This is a genomic window from Pedobacter sp. SYSU D00535 (genome assembly GCF_017355855.1).
GTDB lineage: Bacteria > Bacteroidota > Bacteroidia > Sphingobacteriales > Sphingobacteriaceae > Desertivirga.
In genome coordinates this window covers 531,277-555,415 of record NZ_JAFEWD010000001.1, presented here as the reverse complement: position 1 = coordinate 555,415, position 24,139 = coordinate 531,277, and the positions used below count along the sequence as shown (strand labels likewise).

The window sequence follows — 24,139 nt, the reverse complement described above, 5'->3', positions numbered from 1 at the left end:
GACCAGAAATGGATATATTTGACGGAATGACTTTAATGGAAACCGAACAGAAATTAGCGGCCGAAGAGGTTCTTGATAAATATGAACTGGTGATTGGCCTTGAAGTACATGCTCAGCTTTCAACGAATACAAAAATATTCTCTTCAGACCCTGCTTTTTTCGGGGCTGAACCTAATCATCATACTAGCCCTGTATCTTTAGGCTTACCTGGTACCTTGCCAAAAATAAACCGAGAAGTAGTGACTTCCGCTGTTAAATTAGGTTTGGCTACTCATTGTACCATTAACCTCATCAACCGCTTTGATCGAAAGAATTATTTCTATGCGGATCTTCCAAAGGGGTATCAAATTACGCAGGATGAACTTCCGATTTGTCAGAAGGGCTTTATTCAGATCTCTTTGAAAGACAAGGAGGTTAAAAAAATCCGCTTGAATCGGATTCACATGGAAGAAGATGCGGGTAAAAGTATTCATGATAAAGACGACCGGTATTCACTTATCGATCTTAACAGGGCAGGTGTTCCGCTACTGGAAATTGTGTCTGAGCCGGACATCCGCTCAGCAGAAGAGGCGGCAGCTTACCTAACCGAGATTCGGAAAATAGTTAGGTATTTAGATGTTTGCGACGGGAATATGGAGGAAGGCAGCTTGCGCTGTGACGCTAATATTTCTGTTCGCCCAAAGGGGGCATCTGAATATGGGGCGAGGTGTGAAGTGAAAAATCTAAACTCGATTCGGAACCTTCAGCGGGCGGTGAATTATGAATTCAGACGTCAGGTAGCACTGATTGAACAAGGCGTAAAAATCGAACAAAACACCTTGAACTTCGATGCAGCAACGGGCGAGACAAGTGTGTTGAGGTCAAAGGAAATGGCTTACGATTATCGTTATTTCCCAGAACCTGATCTTCCACCAATGCATCTTTCTCAGGAGTGGGTTGACGAGCTGAAGCAGCTGTTACCCGCTTTGCCCGAGCAACGGATACAGCGGTACACAGAGCAGCTGGGCCTATCCAACTATGACGCTGTTTTGCTAACAAACGACAGGGCTGTGGCGGAGTTTTTTGAGCAGGTAATTGAAGGAACTGCTAATTACAAAGCAGCTGCTAACTGGGTCAATGGACCTATTCAATCGTATTTAAATGAGAACAATCGCGAAATCAAGGAATTGAACGCTGGATCAATTGCTGAAATAATTAATTTGGTTGATCAAGGGAAAATTAACAATTCGGCAGCTACCCAACAGTTATTCCCGGCAATAGTTAATGAAGCAGGGAAGACGGTTTCCCAGATTGTTCACGAATTGAACCTAATTATCGATACAGATGAAGATCAGCTGGCATCCTTCATCACTGCCGCAGTAGGGAAATATCCCGAAAAGGTTACAGAATACAATAAAGGTAAAAAAGGCGTTCTAGGTTTATTCATGGGTGAGTTGATGAAGCTTTCCGGTGGAAAGATTGATCCAAAAACCGCAAATAAATTATTAGTTCAAAAGTTAGAGTCACTAAAGTGAGAAGAATTGTAGGCATTGCGCTGCTGTCGCTAACAGCTCTTGTATCGTGTAAAAATAACGACCAGTTTACTGTAGAAGGGAAATTGGCGAATGCTCAGGATGTTAAACAAGTTATGCTGTATCGGCAGGATAAATTAGTTGATTCTGCGTTGTTAAATGAGGATAATGAGTTCAAGTTTAACGTGGCGTCTCCCGATCCCGACTTTTATTACATAGCCGCAAAGGATAAAAACTACCTTTTTGTAGCGCAGAACGGGGATGAGCTGACATTCAATGCCGACTATCAAAATACACTTGGAGAGTATTCTATTGATGGCTCGGATGTAGCAGAAAAGCTCGAGGAATATAACAAGATCAGTACTAAGTATGGCAAGGTATACCTTGATATTCAGAAGGAATACGAGCAAAAGCTGAGTCAGGACCCATCACAAAAGGCCCAGTTAGAGGCCGTTCTTATTCCTCGTTTTGAAAAGAACATCGAGGCTTTTGCTAACGAATCACTCACATTTGCAGCCCAGAATAAGGATAACCTTGCTGGTTTTTATGCAATTGGCTCGCTGGACCCAACAAGATATGAAGCCCAGTTGCTGTCTTATGCTGCTGATATCAAAGGAAAATTTCCTAACAACAGAGCGGTAAACGACTTTGTACAGCGAATGGAGAAAGTGAAGGCAGTTTCAGTTGGTCAAACAGCACCTGACTTTGAGTCTGCATCCGTGGATGGAAAAAACTTAAAGTTATCCGATTTTAAGGGTAAATATGTTCTGTTAGATTTTTGGGCTTCGTGGTGCGCTCCCTGCCGCCAGGAGAATCCAAATTTGGTGAAGCAGTTTAATACTTTCAAAAATCGGAACTTTACAATCCTCAGTGTGTCTCTGGATGATTCAAGAGAAAAGTGGACAAAAGCGATTCAGGATGATAAGTTAAATTGGTTCCATGTTTCTGAGTTGAATCAGTGGAACAGTCAGGTAGCCAAGCAGTTTCAGGTAGAAGCTCTACCTTCATCTTTCCTGCTTGATCCGAACGGTAAAATTCTCGCTAAGAATTTGAGAGGTGAGGAACTTGAAGAATTCTTGAAGAAAACATTGAGATAAGCTGAGCATAGTGTTAAAGAAAAGTAAGAGTTAACAATTATTTAATATGACGTTAACCTCTTGGTGCATTTTTCGCTATACTTTAGTGGTGTAAAAGAAAACCATGAGTTCAGTAAAACAAAAAGTTCTTATCGTAGACGATGAACCAGATATCAGGGAGCTGATCGAGTATAATCTTAAAAAAGAAGGATACCAGGTTTTTACGGCGGGAAACGGCCAGGAAGGAGTTTCTGAAGCTAAGAAAGTGAAACCAGATCTGATTATCCTGGATATCATGATGCCTAAAATGGATGGGATCGAGGCTTGTCGCTTGCTCCGTACTATGGGCGATTTCAAAAATACGTTCATGGTGTTCTTAACAGCCAGAAGCGAAGAATACTCCGAAATAGCTGGTTTTAATGTCGGGGCAGATGACTACATCGCCAAGCCGATTAAGCCAAGGGCACTTGTTAGCAGAATCAACGCGATTTTGAGAAGAAATAATCAGGCTGACGAAGTGGTTGAGAATAAGCTGGAGATTTTGGACTTGGTTATCGACCGCGAGACCTATCTGGTGTATCGCGGAAGTGATAAAATTGTCCTTGCTAAAAAGGAGTTTGAACTTCTTTACTTATTGGCTTCCAAACCTGGGAAAGTATTTACCCGAGAAGTTATTCTGAAAAATATCTGGGAAGATTCAGTTGTAGTTACTAACAGGACAATCGATGTCCATATTCGCAAACTCCGTGAGAAGCTGGGCGACAGTTATGTAAGCACAGTTAAAGGGGTAGGGTATAAATTCGAAGCTTAAACAGGGCCATATACTTTAAAAACCCTTCTGCTTTCCGTACTTTTGCCTTCGTGAAAATTCCCCGCTTAGAAGATCTCATTCTTTTTGAAAATGATGACATCATTGTAGTTAATAAACCTCCTTTTATCAGCTCTCTACAGGAGCGGGAAGGCGGTGATATTAATATGCTTCGCCTTGCAAAACAATACCACGAGGACTCCCAGGTCTGTCACCGTTTAGATAAAGAAACCTCTGGTTGTTTAATTATTGCTAAGAATCCGGAGGCATACCGTTCTGTTTCAATGCAGTTTGAACGGCGGAAGGTTAAGAAGGTATACCATGCGGTAGTGAACGGAACACACGTATTCAACAACCTAACTGTTGATCTTCCCATTTTAAACCTGGGAAATAAGAACGTGTCTATCAGCCGGCAGGAGGGAAAGTCTGCTGAAACTATTTTCAATTCTATCAACTATTTTAAGCACTATACCCTGGTAGAGTGTCAGCCAGTAACGGGCCGTATGCACCAGATCCGGATTCATTTGGCTACTCAAAAAGCCTCTATTGCGGGCGACGAGATGTATGGTGGAAAACCGGTATTTCTATCGCAGATTAAAAGGGGCTACCATTTAGGAAAGGATCAGGAAGAGTTGCCTATTATGAAACGTTTTGCACTTCATGCAAAGGAGGTGACATTTAAAGTTGACGAGGAGACGGAAGTAACCATCTCGGCTCCTTACCCAAAAGACTTTGCAACTCTCCTAAAGTTGCTCGAGAAGCACGATAGCTAGGAAAGACACTAGATGCAGTTGAAATTCAGTATAGTAGAAAAGCCGGGTGAATGCCCGGCTTTTCTATTATTGACACCAAATGCTGCATCAGGTGGTGTATCCCAAAATTTTAAGCACTTGCTTGCTATTCTGTTCCTCGCCAAAGACGTCAAAATTAAACGTCTCATCCCGATTACGGCGAATAATGACATGTTTTGGCGAGGGAAGCAAGCAGTGGTGGATGCCGCCGTAGCCGCTTAATACCTCCTGGTAAGCTCCTGTATGGAAGAACCCGAGGTACTGTACTTTACGAGTCTTAGGCATGAAAACACTGTTCATGTGAGCTTCCTGGTTATAATAGTCCTGTCCATCGCAGGTAATTCCGCCAAGGTTTACACGCTCGTATTCAGAGTCCCAGTTGTTTATAGGAAGAAGGATGTATTTCTGATTTAAGGCCCAAACATCAGGAAGGTTTGTAATGAACGAGCCGTCCAGCATCAGCCACTTTTCGCGGTCGTTTTGCTGTTTTCTTCCCAATACTTTGTACAGTATACCAGAAGCTTCCGCTACCGTATATTTTCCAAACTCTGTTACAATATCTGGCTCTATTACGTCGTGCTCTGCGCAAATCTCCTTAATCCGCTTCACAATCTCGTTTACCATGTACTCGTAGTCAAAATCGAATACCAGCGAGTCTTTGAATGGCATACCTCCGCCTATGTCGAGGGTGGTAAGATCCGGATTGATTTTTTTGAATTTGCAGTAAAGCGTTACATACTTTTCTAGCTCATTCCAGTAATAGGGGGTATCCGAGATTCCTGAATTGATAAAGAAGTGCAGCAACTTGACTTTGAAATTCGGATTCGACGCGATCTTGTTGTTGTAAAACTCTATCACATCTTCCATCCGAATACCCAGCCTCGATGTATAAAACTGGGAGTCAGGTTGCTCTTCCGAGGCAATTCTTATACCCAGACTACAAGGAATGTCAAGCTCATCATCATAAATGTTAAACTCCTCCTTGTTGTCCAGCACCGGGATGATATTCTTGAAGCCATCATGGAACATGTCGATGATGTACTGCTTGTACTGATAAGTTTTAAACCCATTACAGATTACCGTAATATCCTTATTGATAACTCCTTTTTTCTCCAGGGCATCAATCATCGGCATATCAAATGCCGACGAAGTTTCAAGGTGAATATCGTTTTTCAGAGCTTCCTCTACGATATGCTTAAAATGGGAACTTTTTGTACAATAGCAGTACATATAAGTTCCACGGTAGTTGTTATTTACGATGGCCTGCTGGAATAAAAGCTTCGCCTGCTGTATCTTCTTAGAGATTAAGGGAATATAAGTGAAACGTAAGGGCGTACCATACGTTTCGATCATTTCCATAAGATTCAAATCATGGAAATATAGTTCATCATCTATGACTTCGAAGCCTTCCTGTGGAAAGCCAACACTGAGGTCAATGAATTCTTCGTAACTCTGCATTTAATAATTTCCCGAATTTTAAATAAGTAAATCGCTTTGTACGAACTAAACGTAAAAAGGCTACAATTACGCTGCGAAAATAGCAAAAAATGTAGTTTAGATGACGAGTTATTTCTTGGGGATAAAAAGATTACAAAAAGTACAAAAATCAACGTTTTACAACCATTTTTGGCAGTTTCAATTCAGCTATCATACAACGTGCACTACCCCCGCCACAGGATTCAATGGTACGAAGGTCTGCAGACACTATGTCTCCGTATTTCTTGAGCACTTTCAGCTGTTCAGGTACTAGTGAATTACGCGCCTGTTCTGACATTACGATAACCTTTCTGCCAGTTGCTTCCAGTTGCAACATATTCCCCGCAAAGGACGATAGTTGTTCCTGAGATATAGCAATCAACTCTCGGCCGCTGTTCTTCAATTCGTTTATGACTCTCGTCTTTTCTTTTTGATCCGGAATGGAGTCCATGCATATTACCCCAAATCTCTCACCGAGGCACATCATCACATTGGTGTGATACACAGGCTTTTGATGCAAGTCAACTGCGGTGAAAGTAAGGGGATGAAAGTCAGCTATCTCACAAAAATACTCGAGTACTTCCACATTGGTGCGACCGGAGCAGCAAGCGAAAGCGGTCCTTGTCACTTCGTCCAATACCATACTTCCTGTCCCCTCTAAAAATTTCCCTTCGTTTTCAAAGAAACTAAGGTCTATTACCTCGGTTACTTCAAAGCGACTTTTTATCGCTTCAAGGACTGCCGGTTTTCGTTCCAGGCGACGACTGGGCACTTCCATGGGGTAAAGAAATACTTTCCCGTTCGGATGGGTGCTTAGCCAATTGTTGGGAAAAATAGAGTCGGGGGTATATGGGTCCTGCTCATCCTGCACGACAGTAACATCTATTCCAGCTAACTGTAATCGTTCAGAGAAGGCATCGAATTCCTCCAGCGCTCGTTCCTGCGCCGCCACACCCGTCTCCCTGCTAGTCTGAAAGGCATTACTGACTGCAGTTTCCGGATTATAGCCGAAACTGGCGGGTCTTATCATCAGTATACTCGAAGCCAGCATGTCTTGTCGTTTTAATTTTAGTATACCTCATCTCGCCACAAAGGCATGCTCATGCAGTGAAAGCCTCCTCTGGCCCGCGAGAGTTCCCCCGATGGCATCAAGATGAGTGTGTTGCTTACTTGTTCAGGTGAAGTAACTCCTTCTTCGAATCGGGTTAGTAATTCCTCTACCCGGACTATTTGGAACCCCTTTTCTTTAAATGCCTCAAGTGTTTTGTCATTACGGTCGTAGCCCAGGACGACGCCTTCTTTCAATGCCAATAGGTTGCAGGAGTCTGTCCACTGTTCTCGCATATCGAAGGGGAATTCATTGTTTCCTGAATAGATGAAGGTTGTTTCAGCGTTACTTCTAAGATCTGTTCTGCTAATATCGTCAAGTAGCGCCTCCAGGCAGGGATAGGTGATAGGTTCACCCATCTTACCTTTCCGGAATTGAATTATTTCGGGCTTTTCGCGATTTCTTTCTTCCGAAAGATAATCTACCGCGTCAGTACCACGCTTCTGTTGCTGAGTAGCTATCGATTTCAAGACTACCCAGGCATCTCTTCTTATCTGGGTAAAAAGAGTGTCGATATGCATGTAGTCCCGTTTGGGAGGAATTTTAACCACGGTCACTTTCTCCACTACGTTTTTAGCAAAAAGCAGTTTAATTGCTTCGCTGGCGCCGCTGGCTGAGGTTCTTTCGCTACAACCGATCAATACGTGCTGAGGGCTTACTACCATCACATCGCCACCTTCAATTGTTGCTCGTTCTCCGTAATCCTCGCCGGGACGCAGAAAGTACTTTACTGTATCCGGGATCTCGAGAATATTGTCGCTGTACTTTTCGAAATAAGGGTGATTGAAAAAGATATAGCGGGCTAGTAAGGTCTCCCGTGCCCGCGCTTTTTTCGCCGGCTTGTTCAGCAGGATATGATCGTTTATTACAATACTAATATCTCTGGTAAAGATGAAATTGGGGATGGGTGGGAAGATCATTTGTCCCTCGTATAAAGAGCCCGAAATAAACACTTTCGCTAATTCCTTAGCTGGAGTGTGCAAGAGTTCCTGCTGGAGCTTATAGCTAAGGCCCTCAATAGCGCAAACGGAGGCAGTAAGGGTTTGGCAGATATCTTTGTCATGCAATATATCAGCAAGTAAGCTTTCTATTTCAATCACCTTCGCGGAAGCGTGAAAGGCGCCGGCTCCGGGTTTATAAAACTCGCGGTTACTCTCGGGCGAGTCTATTTGCGCTAATTGACCCTGAATTTTCGGAGGGTCCAGAAAATACATTAAAAGCTTCACATAGTAGTCGTACTCCTTTTTTCTCACGGTCTCTAAATGCAGAATATCTTCAAATAACCAATCCTGAGCTTTTGAAGGAGCGACACGTCCAATGCCGCTATCAGGGCTATGGATTATCACCGCCCGCAGTCTTCCTATTTCTGAACCAACTTTCAATTGCATACTCTATCAACAATCAGGAAGCGGAACAGATTTGTTAAGGCTTGATTAAATCGGAGGAGCGAATAAAAGAATGGCTTATTTCCCTTTAATGTTTAATTTTGAGCGATGGATTTTATTGTAAAAGGAACCCTTGATGCTGTAAAGGCATTGTACGCTGCAGAACTTAAAGAATCAGATATAAATTTACAGGAAACCCGAAAGGAGTTTGAAGGTGAAGTAACTGTGGTTACATTTCCCCTTACGCGCTTATCCAAAAAATCTCCTGAACAAACAGGAAGCGAAATTGGTGAGTACCTCGTAACTAATCTTTCCCAAGTGTCCCGATTTAACGTTATCAAAGGCTTTCTCAATATTTCATTAACAGACGAGTATCTTTTAAGCGCTTTTCGTGATGAAATACTAAGTTCTTCATTCACTGAAACTGCCCCTAATGGCAAAAAGGTGATGGTAGAATACTCCTCTCCAAACACTAATAAACCCCTGCATCTGGGTCATATCCGAAATAATCTCCTGGGCTACTCGGTATCAGAAATACTTGCTGCTAGTGGTTATGACGTAATAAAAGCGAATCTTGTTAACGATAGGGGCATACACATTTGTAAGTCGATGTTAGCCTGGCAGAAGTTCGGAAACGGAGAGACGCCTGAGTCAACAGGTTTGAAGGGCGATAAGCTGGTTGGGAATTACTATGTGATTTTTGACAAGGAATATAAAAAGCAGATTGATGAGTTAAAGGCGCAAGGGCAAACCGAGGACGAGGCTAAGAAAAATGCACCCTTAATTAAGGAGGCGCAGTCCATGTTGCAAAAGTGGGAAGCCGGCGACGAAGAAGTCATTAGTCTTTGGAAAACGATGAACGGCTGGGTGTACGAGGGGTTCGACGTAACCTATAAGAAGCTGGGAGTCAATTTTGATAAGTTTTATTACGAATCCAACACCTATTTGCTTGGTAAAGATATCATAGATGAAGGTCTGGAGAAAGGCGTCTTCTTTAAGAAAGATGATAACTCGGTTTGGATTGATCTTACAGCAGAGGGGCTGGATGAAAAGCTTGTGCTTCGCGGTGATGGCACTTCGGTCTACATTACCCAAGATTTGGGTACTGCGCAATTGAAGCACGACGACTTCCAGATGGACGAGTCTATTTACGTAGTTGGGAATGAGCAGGACTACCATTTCAAAGTGCTGTTTTTGATTCTGGAAAAACTCGGTAAATCCTGGGCTAAAGGTTTATACCATTTGTCTTACGGGATGGTCGATCTTCCTTCCGGCAAAATGAAATCCCGTGAAGGAACCGTTGTAGACGCTGATGATTTGATTCAGGAGATGGTTGATACAGCGAAACAGCGTACGGAAGAGCTAGGGAAGGTGGAAGGTTTTTCAGAAAAGGAGAAGAGCAAGTTATATAGTATGATCGGTATGGGAGCCCTGAAATACTTTTTGTTGAAGGTTGAACCTAAAAAGCGTCTCCTGTTTGACCCGAACGAGTCCATCGACTTTCAAGGACACACAGGGCCCTTCATTCAATACACACATGCCCGAATTTGCTCTGTTTTAGGAAAAGCTGGCGTGGATGTGTATGAATTCGACGCCATTAAAACCTTTTCCGCGACAGAAAGGGAGCTAATTCTCGCCCTTAGTAAGTATTCTGAGACACTTCAGGCGGCAGCAAAAGAATTTAGCCCTGCTCAAATTGCAAATTACGTATATGAGTTAGCGAAACTTTACAATAAATTTTATCACGAAGAGCCGATACTTAAGGTAGATGACTATCAACTGAAGAACTTCCGGCTGGCTTTGTCGAAAGCTACAGCAAACATCATAAAACAGGGAATGGCACTATTAGGCATTGAGGTGCCGGAAAGGATGTAAGATTTAAGAGCGAAGGGGCTGCATCTGCAGTCCCTTCTTGTTATTCTAAACTACCGGCTTTAATTGGTCCGCCGCTAGTCTTATTATAGGCATAGCTTAAAATGCTCATTGCATTATTCTCTCTGCTATACTGCAGTTTAATCCACCCATAATAACTCTTACCACTGCTACTGAGCTGAAAGGCCATTGTTTTAGGCGTGCCGTCGCTCCATCTTCCGATAAACGTATCGCTCGTGGAGTGATGCTTTAGAGCAAGAGCCCCGTTTTTCGTGTTCCAAGCGTGTTCTAATGGGGTGTTTTCTGTGATCGTCTCGGGGGTATTAAAAGAGAAAAGAGACTTGCTGTCGAAGAGGGGATTGTCAGTCAGTTTAATTACAAGCACTTTGTTACTACCGAGCGGTTTCACAAGAAATGCCTCCAGTTGGTCGATGTCTGTCTCGAACCTATCGGTATAAAATTGAAAGTCGTTGCTCCCGTTTAAATCCACATCCAGAAAGACCGAGGTGTTTTGCATGGGATCAAATGTAAGGTTGACTTCCTTGTAAGAAATATCTTCTGCTGTTGGATTTTCTCCACCACCGCCTTCTGGAGCCTCTTTTTTACATGAACTGGCGACGCAAAGAATAAAAACCAAAGAATGTAAGAATTTTTTCATCTTAATAAAGACGAAGGTTATAGGCCTAACGCTACATTCTTAACTCCTTCAATACCCCACCACAACTTTTGGTTCTTACCTGGTTTTTGTGTTTTTTTCTAACTCCAAGCTTAGTTCCTCGATCCGGAATTTTACAATTGAAGTGATAAGCGAGAGGGGCATCGGTTCACTTAATGGAAATTGGATAGAGCCTTTCCCGATTTTGTATCGTGACAATTCTTGCTGAAATGCAGCGGTTCCGCTGGGTAATGCATAAAAGCCTATATGGTTCTTAAAGGCACCGAAATAAACCAGAGGCTTTTTGTTAAGGATATAGGCAGGCAGGCCGTAGCTTATCTTTTCTTCAGCTGACGGAGCTGCAGTTCTAATGGTTTCGCGCACCAATGTCACTGCAGTTTGTACATCCTGGGGGAAGCCTGCAATATAAGCGTCGATAGTTTCAATTTTGTTCATAACTTTTGTTGGATTCCAAAGCCTTGGCAGTTTAATGGAAGCATAAATTGGAAATAAAATCTTTTCTTCATCTTACATCCTCCGTAAACTGTTATTGTCTGTTTCTATACAAATGTCAGCTTGCCCGGCGACATCAAGAAAGTGTAATTGCGCCAATATGCGGGGGTCTTCACGACAAGGAGTAATCCAAATAAAATTGAGAGGTGATATTTTGAATGTAATTTGAATATAGTAATAAAAGGCACTTGTTATGTTGCAAATGAAACTTGATAGAAACTTCCAAACCGACAGGAAAGCCGGGTTGGAGAATATGTATAAAAGAGCTTTTCCGGCACTAGCAAAGTTTATAGCAAAAAGGGGTGGAAGCTTTGAGCAGGCCAGAGATGTTTTCCATGATGCCCTGGTTATTTGGTACGAGAAGCTGGAAGGCAGACCCAACTGGTCGACGGAAGAAGATTTGAAATATCTGATGGGCATCGCCAAGAATCTGTGGTATCGAGAGTTTTCGGCTGAGCAGGCAAAACAGCCTTTACCGGAGACTGAAAGCTGGATGCTCGAAGCCGAAGAAAGCGAAAGACCGAGTGATAGCAGTTTGTTAGCCGTACTCGAAGCAAGTGGTAAGAGGTGTCTCGAGCTACTTAAGTCTTTTTACTATGATAAATTGACAATGACTGAGCTAGCAGAAACCTTCGGATTTAAAACGGAACGGTCAGCTACCGTTCAAAAATACAAGTGCCTTGAAAAAGTGCGACAAACAGTAAAAGATAAATCTCTTAAGTATGAGGACTTCCTTGAAGGACATTAAAACGGTAGAGGAATACCTTTTCGGTCATCTGGACGGCGGGGACGCGGCTTTGCTTGAGGCGAAGCTACTACTTAGCGGCGATCTGTCGGAGCAGGTAAAAGCCCAGCAACAAAGCTATATTCTTATCAGAGAATTTGGGCGGAAGGAGCTCCGGAAGGAGATAGAGGAAGTGCATCAGAACTTATTCTCCGAAAAGCAACACCGCAGCTTTAGGCAAAAGATATTGCGGCTCTTCATTAGAAAATAATCCTATTTAAAGCCTCTTCGTTTGCTGCTTTTTTGCGGCGGGGGAGACGTATGTCCAATAAAATTAAAATTATGAAAAGTTTAAAGGAGGAATTTAAATCTTATGCGTTGAAGCATCGACGTATCAACTCGTTGCAGGTGGAACACTTCATTTCAAAAAGTGAGAGGAGTTGGCAGCCTTTAGCGATGACCCCTCATATTATCGAGGAAAGACAGCTGAACGTAGCCCAAATGGACGTTTTTTCCAGATTGATGATGGACCGCATAATTTTCCTCGGCGATGCTATTGATGATCGCGTAGCTAACATTATTCAAGCTCAATTGCTTTTCCTTCAGTCCACTGACGCCCAGCGAGATATTCAGATTTATATTAACTCGCCTGGAGGGGTTGTTTATGCAGGCTTAGGGATCTATGATACGATGCAATATATCAGCCCGGATGTTGCGACTATCTGTACGGGAACAGCGCTTTCGATGGCTTCTGTTTTGCTTTGCGCGGGAGCGAAAGGAAAGAGAGCGGCGTTGCCCCACGCTAGAGTGATGATTCATCAGCCGTTGGGAGGAGTTCAAGGGCAGGCTTCAGATATTGAGATTACAGCCCGGGAGGTTCTTAAGCTTAAACAAGAACTGTATGAGATCATCGCCAGACACAGCAGTCAGGATTATGATACGATTCATCGGGCAGCGGACAGAGACTATTGGATGATCGCGCAGGAAGCCAAGGACTTTGGCATGGTGGATGAGGTGCTGAGAGCGAATGTAGCAGATTGAAAGAACGAAAGCCCAATCGGCAAGTTTACCTGATTGGGCTTCAAAATTTAGCCTTTGTCGTTCAGCTTAGTTTCCAGCTCCTTACTTAAGGTGGTAAGCAAGTCATTTTTTGCGTTCAAATCAGCTATCAACAGCTTCGTTGGAGTAATGTCAATAATTTGAGAGATGAAAAACTGGGGCTTTCCGCCTCCGGTTCTTACGAGAGAGACCGTCAATAGCGCCCAAACAATTTCCCCTTTGCTGTTGAGGTATCGTTTTTCCATAGAGTACGTTTCCAGCTCGCCGTTCAAGGTTTTTTGTAAGAACTCGAGGTCGGCATCCAAGTCGTCTGGATGGGTAATGTCCTGAAATGTGCGCTTAATCAGTTCTTCTTTGGTGTATCCAAGGACGCGGAGAAGAGCAGGGTTTACGTCTATCCAGTTGCCCTCAGGAGATACAAGTGCCATCCCGATAGCGGAGTAATGGTAGGCATTGTAAAATATGGAACGGCTTAAAAATACCTCTTCTTCCGCTGCTTTCCTGGCAGAGATATCTTTATTTGTTCCGGCTACCCGTTTAGGTTTTCCGTCGGCCGTTCTACTCATTATTTTACCGCTACTGTGTACCCATTTCCAAGTGCCATCTCCGCAGCGAAGCCTGAACTCCGTTTGATACTGCTCTGTTGTTCCAGACAAGTAGTCTTCCAGTTCTTCCTTCACTCTTGGCTGATCTTCTGGATGCATAAGTTCGAAGTAGAGTACCTCTTTAGGAGCAAGTGCGCCCTTTTTGTAACCTAACATCTCGTACCACTGGTCCGACAGGTAGACTTCTTCCGTTTGTAGGTCTACATCCCACACACCCAATTCGCTCCCTTCCAACGCTAATTTCCAGCGGTCCTCCTTAATCTTCGTTTCCCTGAAGATGTTATAACGATCAGTCACGTCAATAAAGCTGGCCAGAACATAGAAGTCGTCCTTGTGTTCCAATTTGGTAGTGTTTACCCGCAACCACTTTCGATGTCCCCGTGCAGATCGAAGTCCCATCAAAACATCTTTTTGAGATACACCGGTATTTTGGGTAATTGTCGTAGCTAGCTCGTCATAGGGTATGGGTTCACCGCTCTCCTGTAAGGGCGACCAGTTGGTATTCCAGGTAAATGTTTCCGGAGGCTGCTCCTCATCCAGCTCCAAAATTTCCAGGGCTTTATTATTGAAGCCGATGGTTTCACCTTTGCTATCTTGAATGGTAACCGCTTCTTCTATCGCATCGATAATTTTCTTCAAAAACTCTGTATCCTGACGGCCCTTTAAAAAACTAAGGTTAAAATGCATGTAGTTGGTCTGTGAATGAGCTTTTACGTTTTTATGGTTCTGCAGGTTGTTTTTGTTTCGTCTTTAGTTTGTCATTAGCTTACGCGCCAGGTGCAGCGTGTTTACCCCCTAAACCTGTCGTTTTAGGCCTAGCTTCCTTTGTTTTTGTCGCCTAGCTGTGGATCGGTTATCGGCAATAGGGAAAAAGTCACAATTAGGGAGGATATTAAGCTGAGGAGGCGACATTCTTTCAAGTTTGGCCATTGTTTTTTAGTTCTCGTACCAACTTGCTTAACTCCTGGACTTCCTGGCGAAGCGAATTAATTTCAGCAGCGCCGGCAATGGATGCTTGCTGTTCCTCCGCATCGCGACCCACAAAGAAGGAGGCAAGGGTCGCGGTGATATATCCAAACACGGCGAAACCGTAAAGCGCAAGGATAAAGCAGAGAACTCTTCCTTCGGTTGTTTGCGGCCAGAAATCTGTACCGACGGTTATTACGAGCATTACTGTCCACCATAAGGCACGCACGTAATTGTCAAGGCCGCCCTCCTGGTTCTCAAAAGCGTACATCCCTGCCGCTCCTGCAAAAATGACGATTAAATTCAGCAGCATAATGTAACTAAAGCCCCTCCGGTTCATCGTTGCATTTAAGCTTTTCATTCCGCGGTTAAGGGAAGCGACTATCTTTATTAGACGGGCGCTTCTTAAAAAGCGGATATAGCGGATGAAGGGGAAAACTCTGAAAAAACGAAGGCCAGGAATAATAAGTGATACTATCGTTAAGACGTTGCGTTTTAAATAATTAAGCTTTAATGGTGCAAGGATTACTTTTACCAGGAAGTCGAGAAGGAAGGCCAGCCAAATAACCGAACTAACTAGCTGAAGTGCATCGTTTAATCCATGGGTTAATTCCAAGACAAGCAGTACTAGCCAGATAAATCCCAGAAACGACATAGGGCCTTCCATGAATTTCTCTACCGATTTTAGCAGTTGATAACGCTGCTTGTTCAATTCTTCTTTTTGTTTCATCCGCTCTCGTGTTTGATTGATACGCTGGCTCTCCCAATAAACATAAAGCAAGGTTTTTTGTAAGCAGTGAAATCAAAATCTTGGCCGTGGCGGGAAAAATTATATAAACCTTTTCCAGAATTATATAAGGCTTTGCAGCCCAGTTGGAGTCATCTTTGTATTATCAAATCATATAATTATGAGTGCAACAACTAACATTATCGATATTCCACTTTCCGGCGTGGAAAGTGAGCATTGTGCCTTAATTGTAGATAAAGGTCTAGGTAAAGTACCTGGAGTAATTAGCCATAAAGTAGAGCTGAATAACAAAAAAGCGGTTATTGAGACAGCCGATAGGGAAGTAGTTGGTAAAGCAATTTCGGCCATCCGGGACTTGGGATACGATGTAGATACAATTAAAGAAAATTATCCGGTGACCGGACTCAGTTGTGCTTCCTGTGCTATCAGCGCCGAAACGATACTGCAGTCGCAGCCAGGAGTAGTTGGTGCTGTCGTTAACTTCGCTAATAATACAGCTTCCGTAGAATATATTCCTGGAGTTACTTCTGCTGAAGCTTTGAAAGAAGCGGTTCAATCTGTTGGATATGATATTGTTATAGAAAACTCAACGGCAGCTAATGATGCCCTCGAAAAGCTGCAGGAGGAGAAGCATTCGGCGTTAAAAAGAAGGACCTGGCTCGCCATAGGATTTTCAGTTCCCCTGGTGTTAATTGGGATGGTTTTTATGCATATGCCCTACGCGAATTACATCATGTGGGCCTTAGCAACGCCGGTAGTTCTGGTTTTCGGTCGGCAATTTTTTGTGAATGCCTGGAAGCAAGCAAAACATCGCTCTGCCAATATGGATACCCTGGTGGCGCTTAGCACTGGTATCGCTTATATATTCAGCGTTTTCAATACGTTGTATCCTGAATTCTGGGAATCGAGAGGCCTCGAGGCTCACGTGTATTTTGAAGCAGCTGCTGTCGTAATTGCCTTTATCCTGCTTGGAAAGCTCTTGGAGGAAAGAGCGAAGTCAAATACATCTACAGCCATCAAAAAGTTGATGGGCCTTCAGCCAAAAACGGTTACCAGAATAGCAACAAACCAAGAGGAAGAGTTAGTGGAGATTGAGGATGTAAAGGTAAACGACGTATTGCTAGTGAAGCCCGGAGAAAGGATTCCGGTCGACGGACGAGTTGTGTCAGGATCTTCTTATGTGGATGAAAGCATGATTTCTGGTGAGCCTGTTCCAGTATTGAAGGAAAAAGGTGTGAAAGTATTTTCCGGCACGATCAATCAAAAGGGAAGCCTTCAGTTCGTGGCAGAAAAGGTAGGCAAAGACACGCTCCTGGCACATATTATTAAAATGGTGCAGGAAGCTCAGGGAAGCAAGGCGCCAGTTCAGAAGCTTGTAGATAAAATAGCTGGCATCTTTGTGCCTGTTGTCATAGGCATCGCCCTGGTGAGTTTCATTGCCTGGATGCTGGTGGGTGTTGAAAATGGTTTTACTCAGGGATTGCTTGCCCTTGTAACGGTGCTTGTGATAGCATGCCCATGTGCCTTAGGTTTGGCAACGCCCACGGCTATTATGGTGGGAGTAGGGAAAGGCGCGGAGAATGGAATTTTAATTAAAGACGCGGAAAGCCTTGAGCAGGCCAAAAATATAGACGCTGTTATTCTGGATAAAACAGGAACCATCACCGAAGGCAAACCAGAAGTGCTTGAAGTTGCATGGGCAGAAACTGGATTTGAAGAGAAATACGCGAGCTTACTATTTGCATTAGAAAAGAAGTCAGAACATCCTTTAGCAGAAGCCATTGTGAGATATTTTTCCAGTCAAATATCTGCGGAAGCGAAAGTGGATTTTTTCGAAAGCATCACTGGAGAGGGAATCCGCGCCAGAACTGCCGACGGAGAATATCTGGTAGGTAGTCCAAAAATGATGGCGGTCAATGGGATAAAGATTTCCGATGCCCTGCAGCGGAAATCTGATGAATGGTTAGATCAAGCATATACCGTTATTTGGTTTGCTGACAAGACTAATGCTTTGGCTGCGGTCGCCATTGCGGATAAAATCAAAGCAAGTTCCCCAGCTGCAATTAGGGAGCTACAATTCCTTGGAATAGAAGTTTATATGCTTACTGGTGATAATCAGCGGACTGCCAAAGCTGTATCTGAAAAGATAGGGATCAGCAGCTACAGAGCTGAGACACTGCCAGGCGACAAAGCTGAATTTGTGAAAAAGCTGCAGGCAGCAGGTAAAGTGGTAGCCATGGTAGGAGATGGCATCAATGACAGTCACGCGCTTGCCCAGGCTGATGTGAGTATCGCGATGGGTAAGGGCACTGATATCGCGATGGATGTAGCAAAAATGACACTCATCTCCTCCGAGCTTCGTCACATTGCTAAAGCGATAAAGCTATCGAGGAAAACAGTGAGCGTTATAAAACAGAACTTGTTTTGGGCATTCATTTATAACGTTATCGGTATACCAATAGCAGCCGGAATCTTGTTTCCGTTTACAGGTTTCCTGTTGAATCCAATGCTTGCGGGGGCAGCAATGGCTTTGAGTAGCGTAAGTGTAGTTACAAATAGTTTAAGATTAAAATATGCCCAATTATAGGTTTGGGCGCTAGTATAAACAATAACAAAAAAAGTTTGAAAAATGGAAAAGTATCAATTCAAGACAAATATCAATTGTGGCGGCTGCGTAGCGAAAGTAACTCCTCAGCTTAATGGAAATTCAGCTATTACCAGGTGGGAGGTGGATACAAATAACCCCGATAAGATCCTGACGGTGGAAGGAGATGGGCTACAGCCCGAAGAAGTGGAACAACTGGTGGCTAAAGTGGGATTTTCTGCTGAACAAATATCTTAACAAATTTAGATGAAATCTGACCGGGTGATGGGCTAGCATGGATAGCAATCACCCGGTCGTTTTTAGCCTAAGCCACTTCCATTACCATTCTTGGCACCCTCTTGGGTGGGTTTCCGCACACTTTAGTTTCATGATGTTTGCACGCGTTTCGAATTATTAAGTCTCCAACATCTGCTATTATAAAAAAAGTGGCTCCCTTCCCAGCCACTAATTTTTTAAGAAAGCATTGCTTACGAGTGAAGTTTCTCCTTAGATCTTTCCAATCCCTGCTTTGGTAGTCACTTCCGTTTTTACGGCGCTGGTAGGATCAGCGGTGTAAGCGTAGGGCAGGCTTAAGTTGCAGGTAGAAGAAGTTGGAGCTGCAGTGCCGGTTATTCCAGAGAAGGAATTACCAATCAGGTGAAACTTACCGGCAGGACTGCCATCAGTGATCAATGGGCTCTTTACTGTTTCGAAGACATTGTTTTCTACCCGAACGCATGCTCCCATTCTCGAATTGATGCCCGAACCTTTAATTCCCTGGTAGAAGTTGTTATACACATGGGCAGATCCAAAGCGGTAAGACGGTAATCTTGCCGAGGTGTTCTTGTAATAGTTGTGGTGGAAGGTGATCCTTCTGTCGTAGTTATCGCTGTCAGAAGAACCTACTAAATGTGTTTTGTGATGGTCATGGAAGTAATTCCAGGAGATGGTGATATTCTGACTTGTATTCTTGATGTCTATAAGCCCATCATATAAATCCTGATTAGTCTGAACTGCGGGGTCTTGTTGATAGAATTCACAATGGTCTACCCAAATTCTGGAGCTGCTGCCGCTGATGGAAATACAATCTCCGCCATTTACGATAATTTGCGGCCGTCCCTCGTCTCCATCCGGGTCATACACTGCTGGGTCAGTACGATCAGTTATTGAAATCAGAGTAATCTTGATGTTCTGGATAATGATATTGCTTTTGCTTGAAATATTTAAGCCGACGCCGTCAAGAAATCCTGCCGTTCCTACGCCCAGCAAGGTTTTATTTGAATTTACATTGATCTTGCCACCCTTTGTGCCGTTATAGATTCTCCTGTCAACCCGGACGATGTACGTGGTAGAACTTTCAAGGTAGGATTTGAGTTGAGCAAAGGTAGTGGCGGTAACAGTAGCTCCGCCTTGTCCGCCGGTAGTTCCACCGCCCGTTGTGGCATATCCCACTAAGCCAAAAGCAGCGCTGGTGGTTCCTAGTGATTTCGTAGCTACTGATGTTTCTGTTTCAAAGGAGGGTGCTTCTTTTTTTGAACAGCTAGCTAGAAACGTGCCCATGGCAATTGCACTTGCAGTTACTAAAATTTTGGTTCTCATAAAATTTATAAAAGGTTAATAATTGGTTGCAGCACTTACGAAGGGTATAAGTCGCTGCGGAACTAGGGTAACAACTTGATTACTAAGCGATGGTTTTTATTTTTTGTGCAAACGTTCCCGGGTAAGGCAGATGCCCGATGCGGTAGAAATAAAGAAAAAACTTACCATGGGGAGTAATTAATAAGCATTGTAAGCGGTATGCTAATGGCACCGTATTTGTAAAACATCTTGCGGTTTATAATTGGTTAGTTATAAGAAGCCTTCATCCTCCCCGTTTGAAGGCTTCTTGCTTTTATCGCTTATAAGTTTGGGTTAGACTCAAGCAGCTCTAATGCCATTGGCCCGTCAACTGCACTTATTACCTCCATCTCACGCTCTACAAACTCAGCATTAAGCGTGAAAACACTGTGAACAGCTTCGTCTGCAAGAACAACTTTTTCCTTTCAGGGAAAGGTCCGGATCTAGCTTGTTCGATAATTTTGATGAATGGAAAGGAATTTTTGCAAGTCGTCCTCCAAAATGCTCTGCAGTTGGTGTAGCATTTTCTAGTTTCTGTCCTTACTGCAAGTACGCCTTTTCTAAACGTTGTGTCTAACCTGATTTATCCGCTAAATTGCAGATTAATTCTTTGCTTATTGACAGGCCTGGTCCGTTACCTTCAAATGCACCATCAGGAAAGTTAAAGCAGTGTCTGGTTTTTAAGACATCCGCTTTTTACTAATGTTTTAAAGGAACTGGTTGATGGAACTTTTCTTAAAATTTTTAAAGCTTTCGGATGATGGAGATCTGTTCCTATAAAATCGATCATTTCTTCCCTAATTAATTCATCTGCAGCCTTTTTTATCCGTTTTCCGTAGTTGCCCACCAGTGATAGGGCATTCACCTGGAACTCGATTCCTTGGTCTCGCAACTTCTGATACAGATCTTTTTTTTGCAGAAAAAGGTATCGTTCGGGGTGAGCCAGTACTATTTGGTATCCTTTTTGACTAATGGCGCTCAATTGAGATTCAAGGTTGAGTGGCTTTGTTACCATAGAAAATTCAATGAGTAGCCTGTTGCCTGGCAGAGGTTTAACTTGGTTGTTCTCCAGAAGGCTCAAAAAAAGTTCGTCGAGGAAATATTCGCTAGACCAGTCAAGTTTGATTGCAGGTTGCAGCCCTTCCAGCTCTTTAAACCCCTGACTGATGGTAGTTAAAGTGTTGGGATGAAGTTCAGAGATAGTGTGAGGAGTAGTAAAAAGATGAGTAAATCCTAGATCAAAAAGTCCATTGATCATATGTTCACTTTCAGTAACAGATCCAGAACCATCATCAACCCCCGGAATCAGGTGAGAATGCATATCTACACCTATTTCTTTAAAAGTTGGTAACGAACTGGGAAAAAGCCTGTGAAAAAATGAAAACATATGGAAAATGCTTGCGAAAATGTTAATAAATCTTTTGATAAATAAAAAACAAATAATACTAGTACCTGTTTTCTTGAAACACTTACATCTTAATAAAACATGAAAATTCGTTTACATTACCTTTACTTTTTGCTATTTGTTTTGACATTTTCTTCGTGTAATTCATACAAAAAAATAGCCTATTTTCAGGATCTTAATAAGAACGCATCCAGAGAAGACGTTAATAACTTTACTCCCTTAAAAGTTGAAACTGACGATGTATTAGGAATAAGCGTAACGAGTCTTAACCCCGAAGCTTCTTCTATCTTCAATTATAACCTCAACACGATCAATGGAACATCGGTAAATAATGCAGCCAATCCGGTAATAGGATATGTGGTTGACAGCAAAGGAGATATTTTTCTTCCGCTGATTGGTAGTATGAAGGTTCAAGGTCTTACGCTCACTGAAGTGAGGGATCAGATTCGCAAACGTTTACTTACTTATCTACGTGAACCGGTAGTTAATATTCGCTTATTAAACTTTAAGGTTTCTGTTCTTGGTGATGTAGCCAGACCAGGTAGCTATCCTGTGCAAAGTGAGCGAATTACCGTAACTGAAGCTATTGCACTTGCGGGTGATTTAAATATTACTGCTCAGCGAGACAATATTTTGCTTGTTAGAGAACGTGAGGGGAAAAGGGAATATATCCCTATTGATCTTACTTCCAAGAGGCTTTTTAATTCGCCATATTATTACCTGAGAAGCAATGACGTATTATACATTCAGCCAGGAAAAGTTAAGTACGCTTCGGTCGACAACTCTTACCGGACTGTAGGTTTGTTACTGTCGGCTCTATCTGTTATTGCAATTATATTAACACGTTAATCTGAATTTTTTTGACCTATGAATACTGAACGCATTCTTATTTCTCCGATTAGTGAGGTTAAGGGAGATAACGCTGATTTTAATCTGAGAGAAACTATTAATAAATATGTTTTTCATTGGCCACTCTTCCTGCTTGGAATTGTATTGGCCCTGACACTTGCTTATTTCTACCTGAGATACTCCGACCCGGAATACGAGATCAAAGCGAAGTTGCTGATTAAGGACGACAAGAAAGATGCTAATCCTGTAGCTGAAGAGTTAAAGCGCCTAGACGTGTTTAGCAGCTCTAATGTGGTAGAAAATGAGCTGGAAGTGCTTCAGTCAAGGAAAATCATGAAGAAGGTAGTAGAAGACCTGGACCTTTGGGTTTCCTACCAAAAAGTCGGAAGGGTGAATGATCTTGACTTCTATGATCAAACGCCTGTGCGCCTTACCATGATCAAACCAGCCGAAGTGCCAGCAAACGAGTCTTTTGAAGTTATTATCAAAAGCCCGGAAAAGTATCTGATGATACGTCCGAACGGTGAAACTAAAGAGATAGGCTATGGGCACGTAGTAACCAATTCTATGGGAACATGGAAGTTAGATACCACAGGAACACTGCCTCAATCAATAGGGTATAAAATAAGAGTTTCTGTAAGCGACCTTGATAAAGCTGCCGACAAGTACGCTTCGAAAGTGAGCACGGAGAAACTGAATAAACAGGCTTCTGTCGTAGAAATTGTCTTGAAGGACAATGTTCTTTCCAGAGGGAAAAAAATAGTGAATTCGCTTGTAGTTGCTTACAACGAAGAAAAGGCTGAAGAGAAAAGGAAAATTGCAGAAAATGCACTTCAATTTATCGACTCTCGTCTTGATTCTCTTTCAGGGGAATTGACGAGCGTAGAGAAAGATTTTGAAGGCTTCAGAAGCAGCCAGGGAATCACTAATATTTCGTCTGAAGCTCAGCTTTATCTTGAGAACGTTAAAGCTAATGATATTCAGCTAAATGATGTGAATGTGAAGTTGAACGTTATTGAAGGAATTGAAAGTTACCTTCGTTCGAACAACGCAAACAGTGCGCCGGCAACTTTCGGTATCTCGGATCCTGCACTCATCGCCAATATTAATAAGCTGATGGAGTTGCAACTGCAAAAAGACCGTTTGCTTGCCACCACTCCTGAAAGTAACCCGGTGTTTGAACCAATCAACAAACAGATTGCTACTACCAAAGCCGGAATCAGGGAAAATGTCGGAAATATCAAGAGATCCCTTTTAGCTGCGAAGAGCCAGCTATCTTCCAACAATGACCGCTTTGAGGCGAGCATTAAGAATATCCCCGGGCAGGAAAGGAAGTTTGTAAGTATCAAACGTCAACAAAGCGTTAAAGAAAACTTGTACGTTTACCTGCTGCAAAAACGTGAGGAAGCTGCCTTAAGTTATGCGCAAACCTTAACTGCCAGTACAACGGTTGATTATACTTACGATGAATCTGAAAAGAAATCACTAACCTTCGCTGTTGCCTTCCTGTTAGGTTTGATAATTCCTGCAGGTGTGGTTTACGGAAGAGGCCTGATTAATAACAGTGTTACTAACACGAGAGAAATTGAGGAGACTTCTGTGCCGGTACTTGGCGAGCTGATGTACATGGATACTGACGACTATGTGGTAGTGCGTGACAGCGAGCGAAGCATCGTGGCTGAGCAGTTCCGGGCTATGCGAACTAATCTTCTTTACTTGCATGAGCGGAAGGAGAGTGGCCGCGTTACCCTGATTACTTCCAGCATTCCAAATGAAGGAAAGAGTTTTGTTTCTACTAACCTGGCGGCGGCGCTGGCTACATCAGGACGGAAAACAATAATCCTTGAAATGGACTTCCGGAAACCGAAAATTGCCGAATACCTTGGTTTGGACCCGCATAAAGGTCTTACTGAATACTTGACAGGGAAAGCTACCGCCACTGAAATTATCCAGTCTTCAAATGTTGATCCCGATCTTTTCGTGATGGCAACCGGTGAGCTTCCTGCTAATCCGACTAAACTGCTGGATTCAAAAAGGATGGATGATTTGATCGCATGGTTACGTACCGAATACGATGACATCATCATTGATACTCCACCGGTATATTTAGTTACTGACGCCATGATTCTGGCCCGCCTGTCTGACGTATCCTTGTATGTTGTTCGTCAGGGAACTACTTTGAAAGAGCATTTGCAATACATCAAAGGACTGAATAAACAGCAGAAGTTCCGGAAGCTGAATATCGTGTTTAACGGAATTCAGATGGATGGAAAATACGGCTACGGATATAGCTATGATTATGGCTACTATGTGAAGCCGACCAGTCAGAAAACAAACTATAAGGCGACAATCAGAAGTTTCCTGAACAGGTTCTAATGGTTGGTCTC

General features: G+C 43.0%; 21 protein-coding genes. 12 read left to right on the top strand and 9 right to left on the bottom strand.

The genetic code is table 11. The features are described 5' to 3' along the window. Positions 1-8 precede the first annotated feature (8 nt). The 4 genes from gatB (at position 9) to J4N23_RS02160 (ending at position 4,168) form a co-directional block, all read left to right on the top strand. Positions 9-1,514, top strand: a complete 1,506-nt coding sequence (gene gatB / locus J4N23_RS02175) for an Asp-tRNA(Asn)/Glu-tRNA(Gln) amidotransferase subunit GatB (protein ID WP_242689041.1) — start codon at positions 9-11, stop codon at positions 1,512-1,514. Next, on the top strand, positions 1,511-2,608 hold the full coding sequence (locus J4N23_RS02170; protein WP_370527228.1) for a redoxin domain-containing protein: 1,098 nt from the start codon (positions 1,511-1,513) through the stop codon (positions 2,606-2,608). The genes gatB and J4N23_RS02170 overlap by 4 nt, the downstream gene beginning before the upstream one ends. A 103-nt stretch (positions 2,609-2,711) precedes the next feature. Beyond that, positions 2,712-3,398, top strand: coding sequence for a response regulator transcription factor (locus J4N23_RS02165; protein WP_207425365.1), 687 nt, complete (start codon positions 2,712-2,714; stop codon positions 3,396-3,398). 50 nt (positions 3,399-3,448) lie between these two features. Beyond that, complete coding sequence (locus J4N23_RS02160; RefSeq protein WP_207425364.1) at positions 3,449-4,168, top strand: RNA pseudouridine synthase; 720 nt, start codon at positions 3,449-3,451, stop codon at positions 4,166-4,168. Between the two features lie 87 nt (positions 4,169-4,255). Here J4N23_RS02160 and J4N23_RS02155 read toward each other — a convergent pair whose 3' ends face one another. From J4N23_RS02155 to J4N23_RS02145, 3 genes are all read right to left on the bottom strand, one after another. Continuing rightward, positions 4,256-5,644: an arginine decarboxylase gene (locus J4N23_RS02155; protein ID WP_207425363.1), complete on the bottom strand. Its 1,389-nt coding sequence runs from the start codon at positions 5,642-5,644 to the stop codon at positions 4,256-4,258. 148 nt (positions 5,645-5,792) lie between these two features. Continuing rightward, a complete protein-coding gene (ctlX, locus tag J4N23_RS02150; protein WP_207425362.1) occupies positions 5,793-6,713 on the bottom strand; it encodes a citrulline utilization hydrolase CtlX in 921 nt (306 codons plus the stop codon). Positions 6,714-6,730: 17 nt separating this feature from the next. Beyond that, positions 6,731-8,158, bottom strand: a complete 1,428-nt coding sequence (locus tag J4N23_RS02145; RefSeq protein WP_207425361.1) for an arginine deiminase family protein — start codon at positions 8,156-8,158, stop codon at positions 6,731-6,733. Positions 8,159-8,263: 105 nt separating this feature from the next. Here J4N23_RS02145 and argS point away from each other — a divergent pair, with 105 nt between their 5' ends. Then, the gene (gene argS, locus J4N23_RS02140) at positions 8,264-10,030 is read left to right on the top strand and encodes an arginine--tRNA ligase (RefSeq protein ID WP_207425360.1); all 1,767 of its coding nucleotides are present in this window, start codon (positions 8,264-8,266) and stop codon (positions 10,028-10,030) included. Between the two features lie 40 nt (positions 10,031-10,070). On the opposite strand, the gene J4N23_RS02135 is transcribed toward argS, so the two are convergent. Both J4N23_RS02135 and J4N23_RS02130 read right to left on the bottom strand, forming a co-directional pair. Next, entirely contained in the window at positions 10,071-10,685 is a 615-nt protein-coding gene (locus tag J4N23_RS02135; protein ID WP_207425359.1) for a hypothetical protein, read from the bottom strand. 75 nt (positions 10,686-10,760) lie between these two features. Further along, positions 10,761-11,138, bottom strand: a complete 378-nt coding sequence (locus tag J4N23_RS02130; RefSeq protein WP_207425358.1) for an iron chaperone — start codon at positions 11,136-11,138, stop codon at positions 10,761-10,763. A 259-nt stretch (positions 11,139-11,397) separates the two neighbouring features. On the opposite strand from J4N23_RS02130, the gene J4N23_RS02125 reads away from it, so the two are divergent. The 3 genes from J4N23_RS02125 (at position 11,398) to J4N23_RS02115 (ending at position 12,960) form a co-directional block, all read left to right on the top strand. Then, complete coding sequence (locus tag J4N23_RS02125; protein ID WP_207425357.1) at positions 11,398-11,943, top strand: RNA polymerase sigma factor; 546 nt, start codon at positions 11,398-11,400, stop codon at positions 11,941-11,943. After that, positions 11,918-12,190 (top strand): hypothetical protein, encoded by a 273-nt coding sequence (locus J4N23_RS02120; protein ID WP_207425356.1) that lies wholly within the window; start codon positions 11,918-11,920, stop codon positions 12,188-12,190. Before J4N23_RS02125 ends, J4N23_RS02120 begins: the two co-directional genes overlap by 26 nt. 71 nt (positions 12,191-12,261) lie before the next feature. Continuing rightward, positions 12,262-12,960 carry an ATP-dependent Clp protease proteolytic subunit gene (locus J4N23_RS02115; protein WP_207425355.1) on the top strand — a complete coding sequence of 233 codons (699 nt, stop codon included), beginning with the start codon at positions 12,262-12,264 and terminating at the stop codon, positions 12,958-12,960. Positions 12,961-13,007: 47 nt separating this feature from the next. Here J4N23_RS02115 and J4N23_RS02110 read toward each other — a convergent pair whose 3' ends face one another. Both J4N23_RS02110 and J4N23_RS02105 read right to left on the bottom strand, forming a co-directional pair. Then, positions 13,008-14,270, bottom strand: a complete 1,263-nt coding sequence (locus tag J4N23_RS02110) for a PAS domain S-box protein (RefSeq protein WP_207425354.1) — start codon at positions 14,268-14,270, stop codon at positions 13,008-13,010. 229 nt (positions 14,271-14,499) lie between these two features. Then, positions 14,500-15,279, bottom strand: a complete 780-nt coding sequence (locus tag J4N23_RS02105; RefSeq protein WP_207425353.1) for an ion transporter — start codon at positions 15,277-15,279, stop codon at positions 14,500-14,502. Positions 15,280-15,457: 178 nt separating this feature from the next. On the opposite strand from J4N23_RS02105, the gene J4N23_RS02100 reads away from it, so the two are divergent. Then, positions 15,458-17,884, top strand: a complete 2,427-nt coding sequence (locus J4N23_RS02100) for a heavy metal translocating P-type ATPase (RefSeq protein WP_207425352.1) — start codon at positions 15,458-15,460, stop codon at positions 17,882-17,884. 42 nt (positions 17,885-17,926) lie between these two features. Beyond that, a complete protein-coding gene (locus tag J4N23_RS02095; RefSeq protein ID WP_207425351.1) occupies positions 17,927-18,139 on the top strand; it encodes a heavy-metal-associated domain-containing protein in 213 nt (70 codons plus the stop codon). A 249-nt stretch (positions 18,140-18,388) separates the two neighbouring features. Here the strand turns inward: J4N23_RS02095 and J4N23_RS02090 are convergent, their stop codons facing one another. Beyond that, positions 18,389-19,480, bottom strand: a complete 1,092-nt coding sequence (locus J4N23_RS02090; protein ID WP_207425350.1) for a polysaccharide lyase family 1 protein — start codon at positions 19,478-19,480, stop codon at positions 18,389-18,391. A gap of 679 nt (positions 19,481-20,159) precedes the next feature. After that, positions 20,160-20,819 (bottom strand): tyrosine-protein phosphatase, encoded by a 660-nt coding sequence (locus J4N23_RS02085; RefSeq protein ID WP_207425349.1) that lies wholly within the window; start codon positions 20,817-20,819, stop codon positions 20,160-20,162. A gap of 165 nt (positions 20,820-20,984) precedes the next feature. Between J4N23_RS02085 and J4N23_RS02080 the strand changes: the two genes are divergently transcribed. Together J4N23_RS02080 and J4N23_RS02075 are read left to right on the top strand one after the other, a co-directional pair. Continuing rightward, positions 20,985-21,752: a polysaccharide biosynthesis/export family protein gene (locus J4N23_RS02080; RefSeq protein WP_207425348.1), complete on the top strand. Its 768-nt coding sequence runs from the start codon at positions 20,985-20,987 to the stop codon at positions 21,750-21,752. An 18-nt stretch (positions 21,753-21,770) separates the two neighbouring features. Next, complete coding sequence (locus J4N23_RS02075; RefSeq protein ID WP_207425347.1) at positions 21,771-24,128, top strand: polysaccharide biosynthesis tyrosine autokinase; 2,358 nt, start codon at positions 21,771-21,773, stop codon at positions 24,126-24,128. Positions 24,129-24,139: the final 11 nt, after the last annotated feature.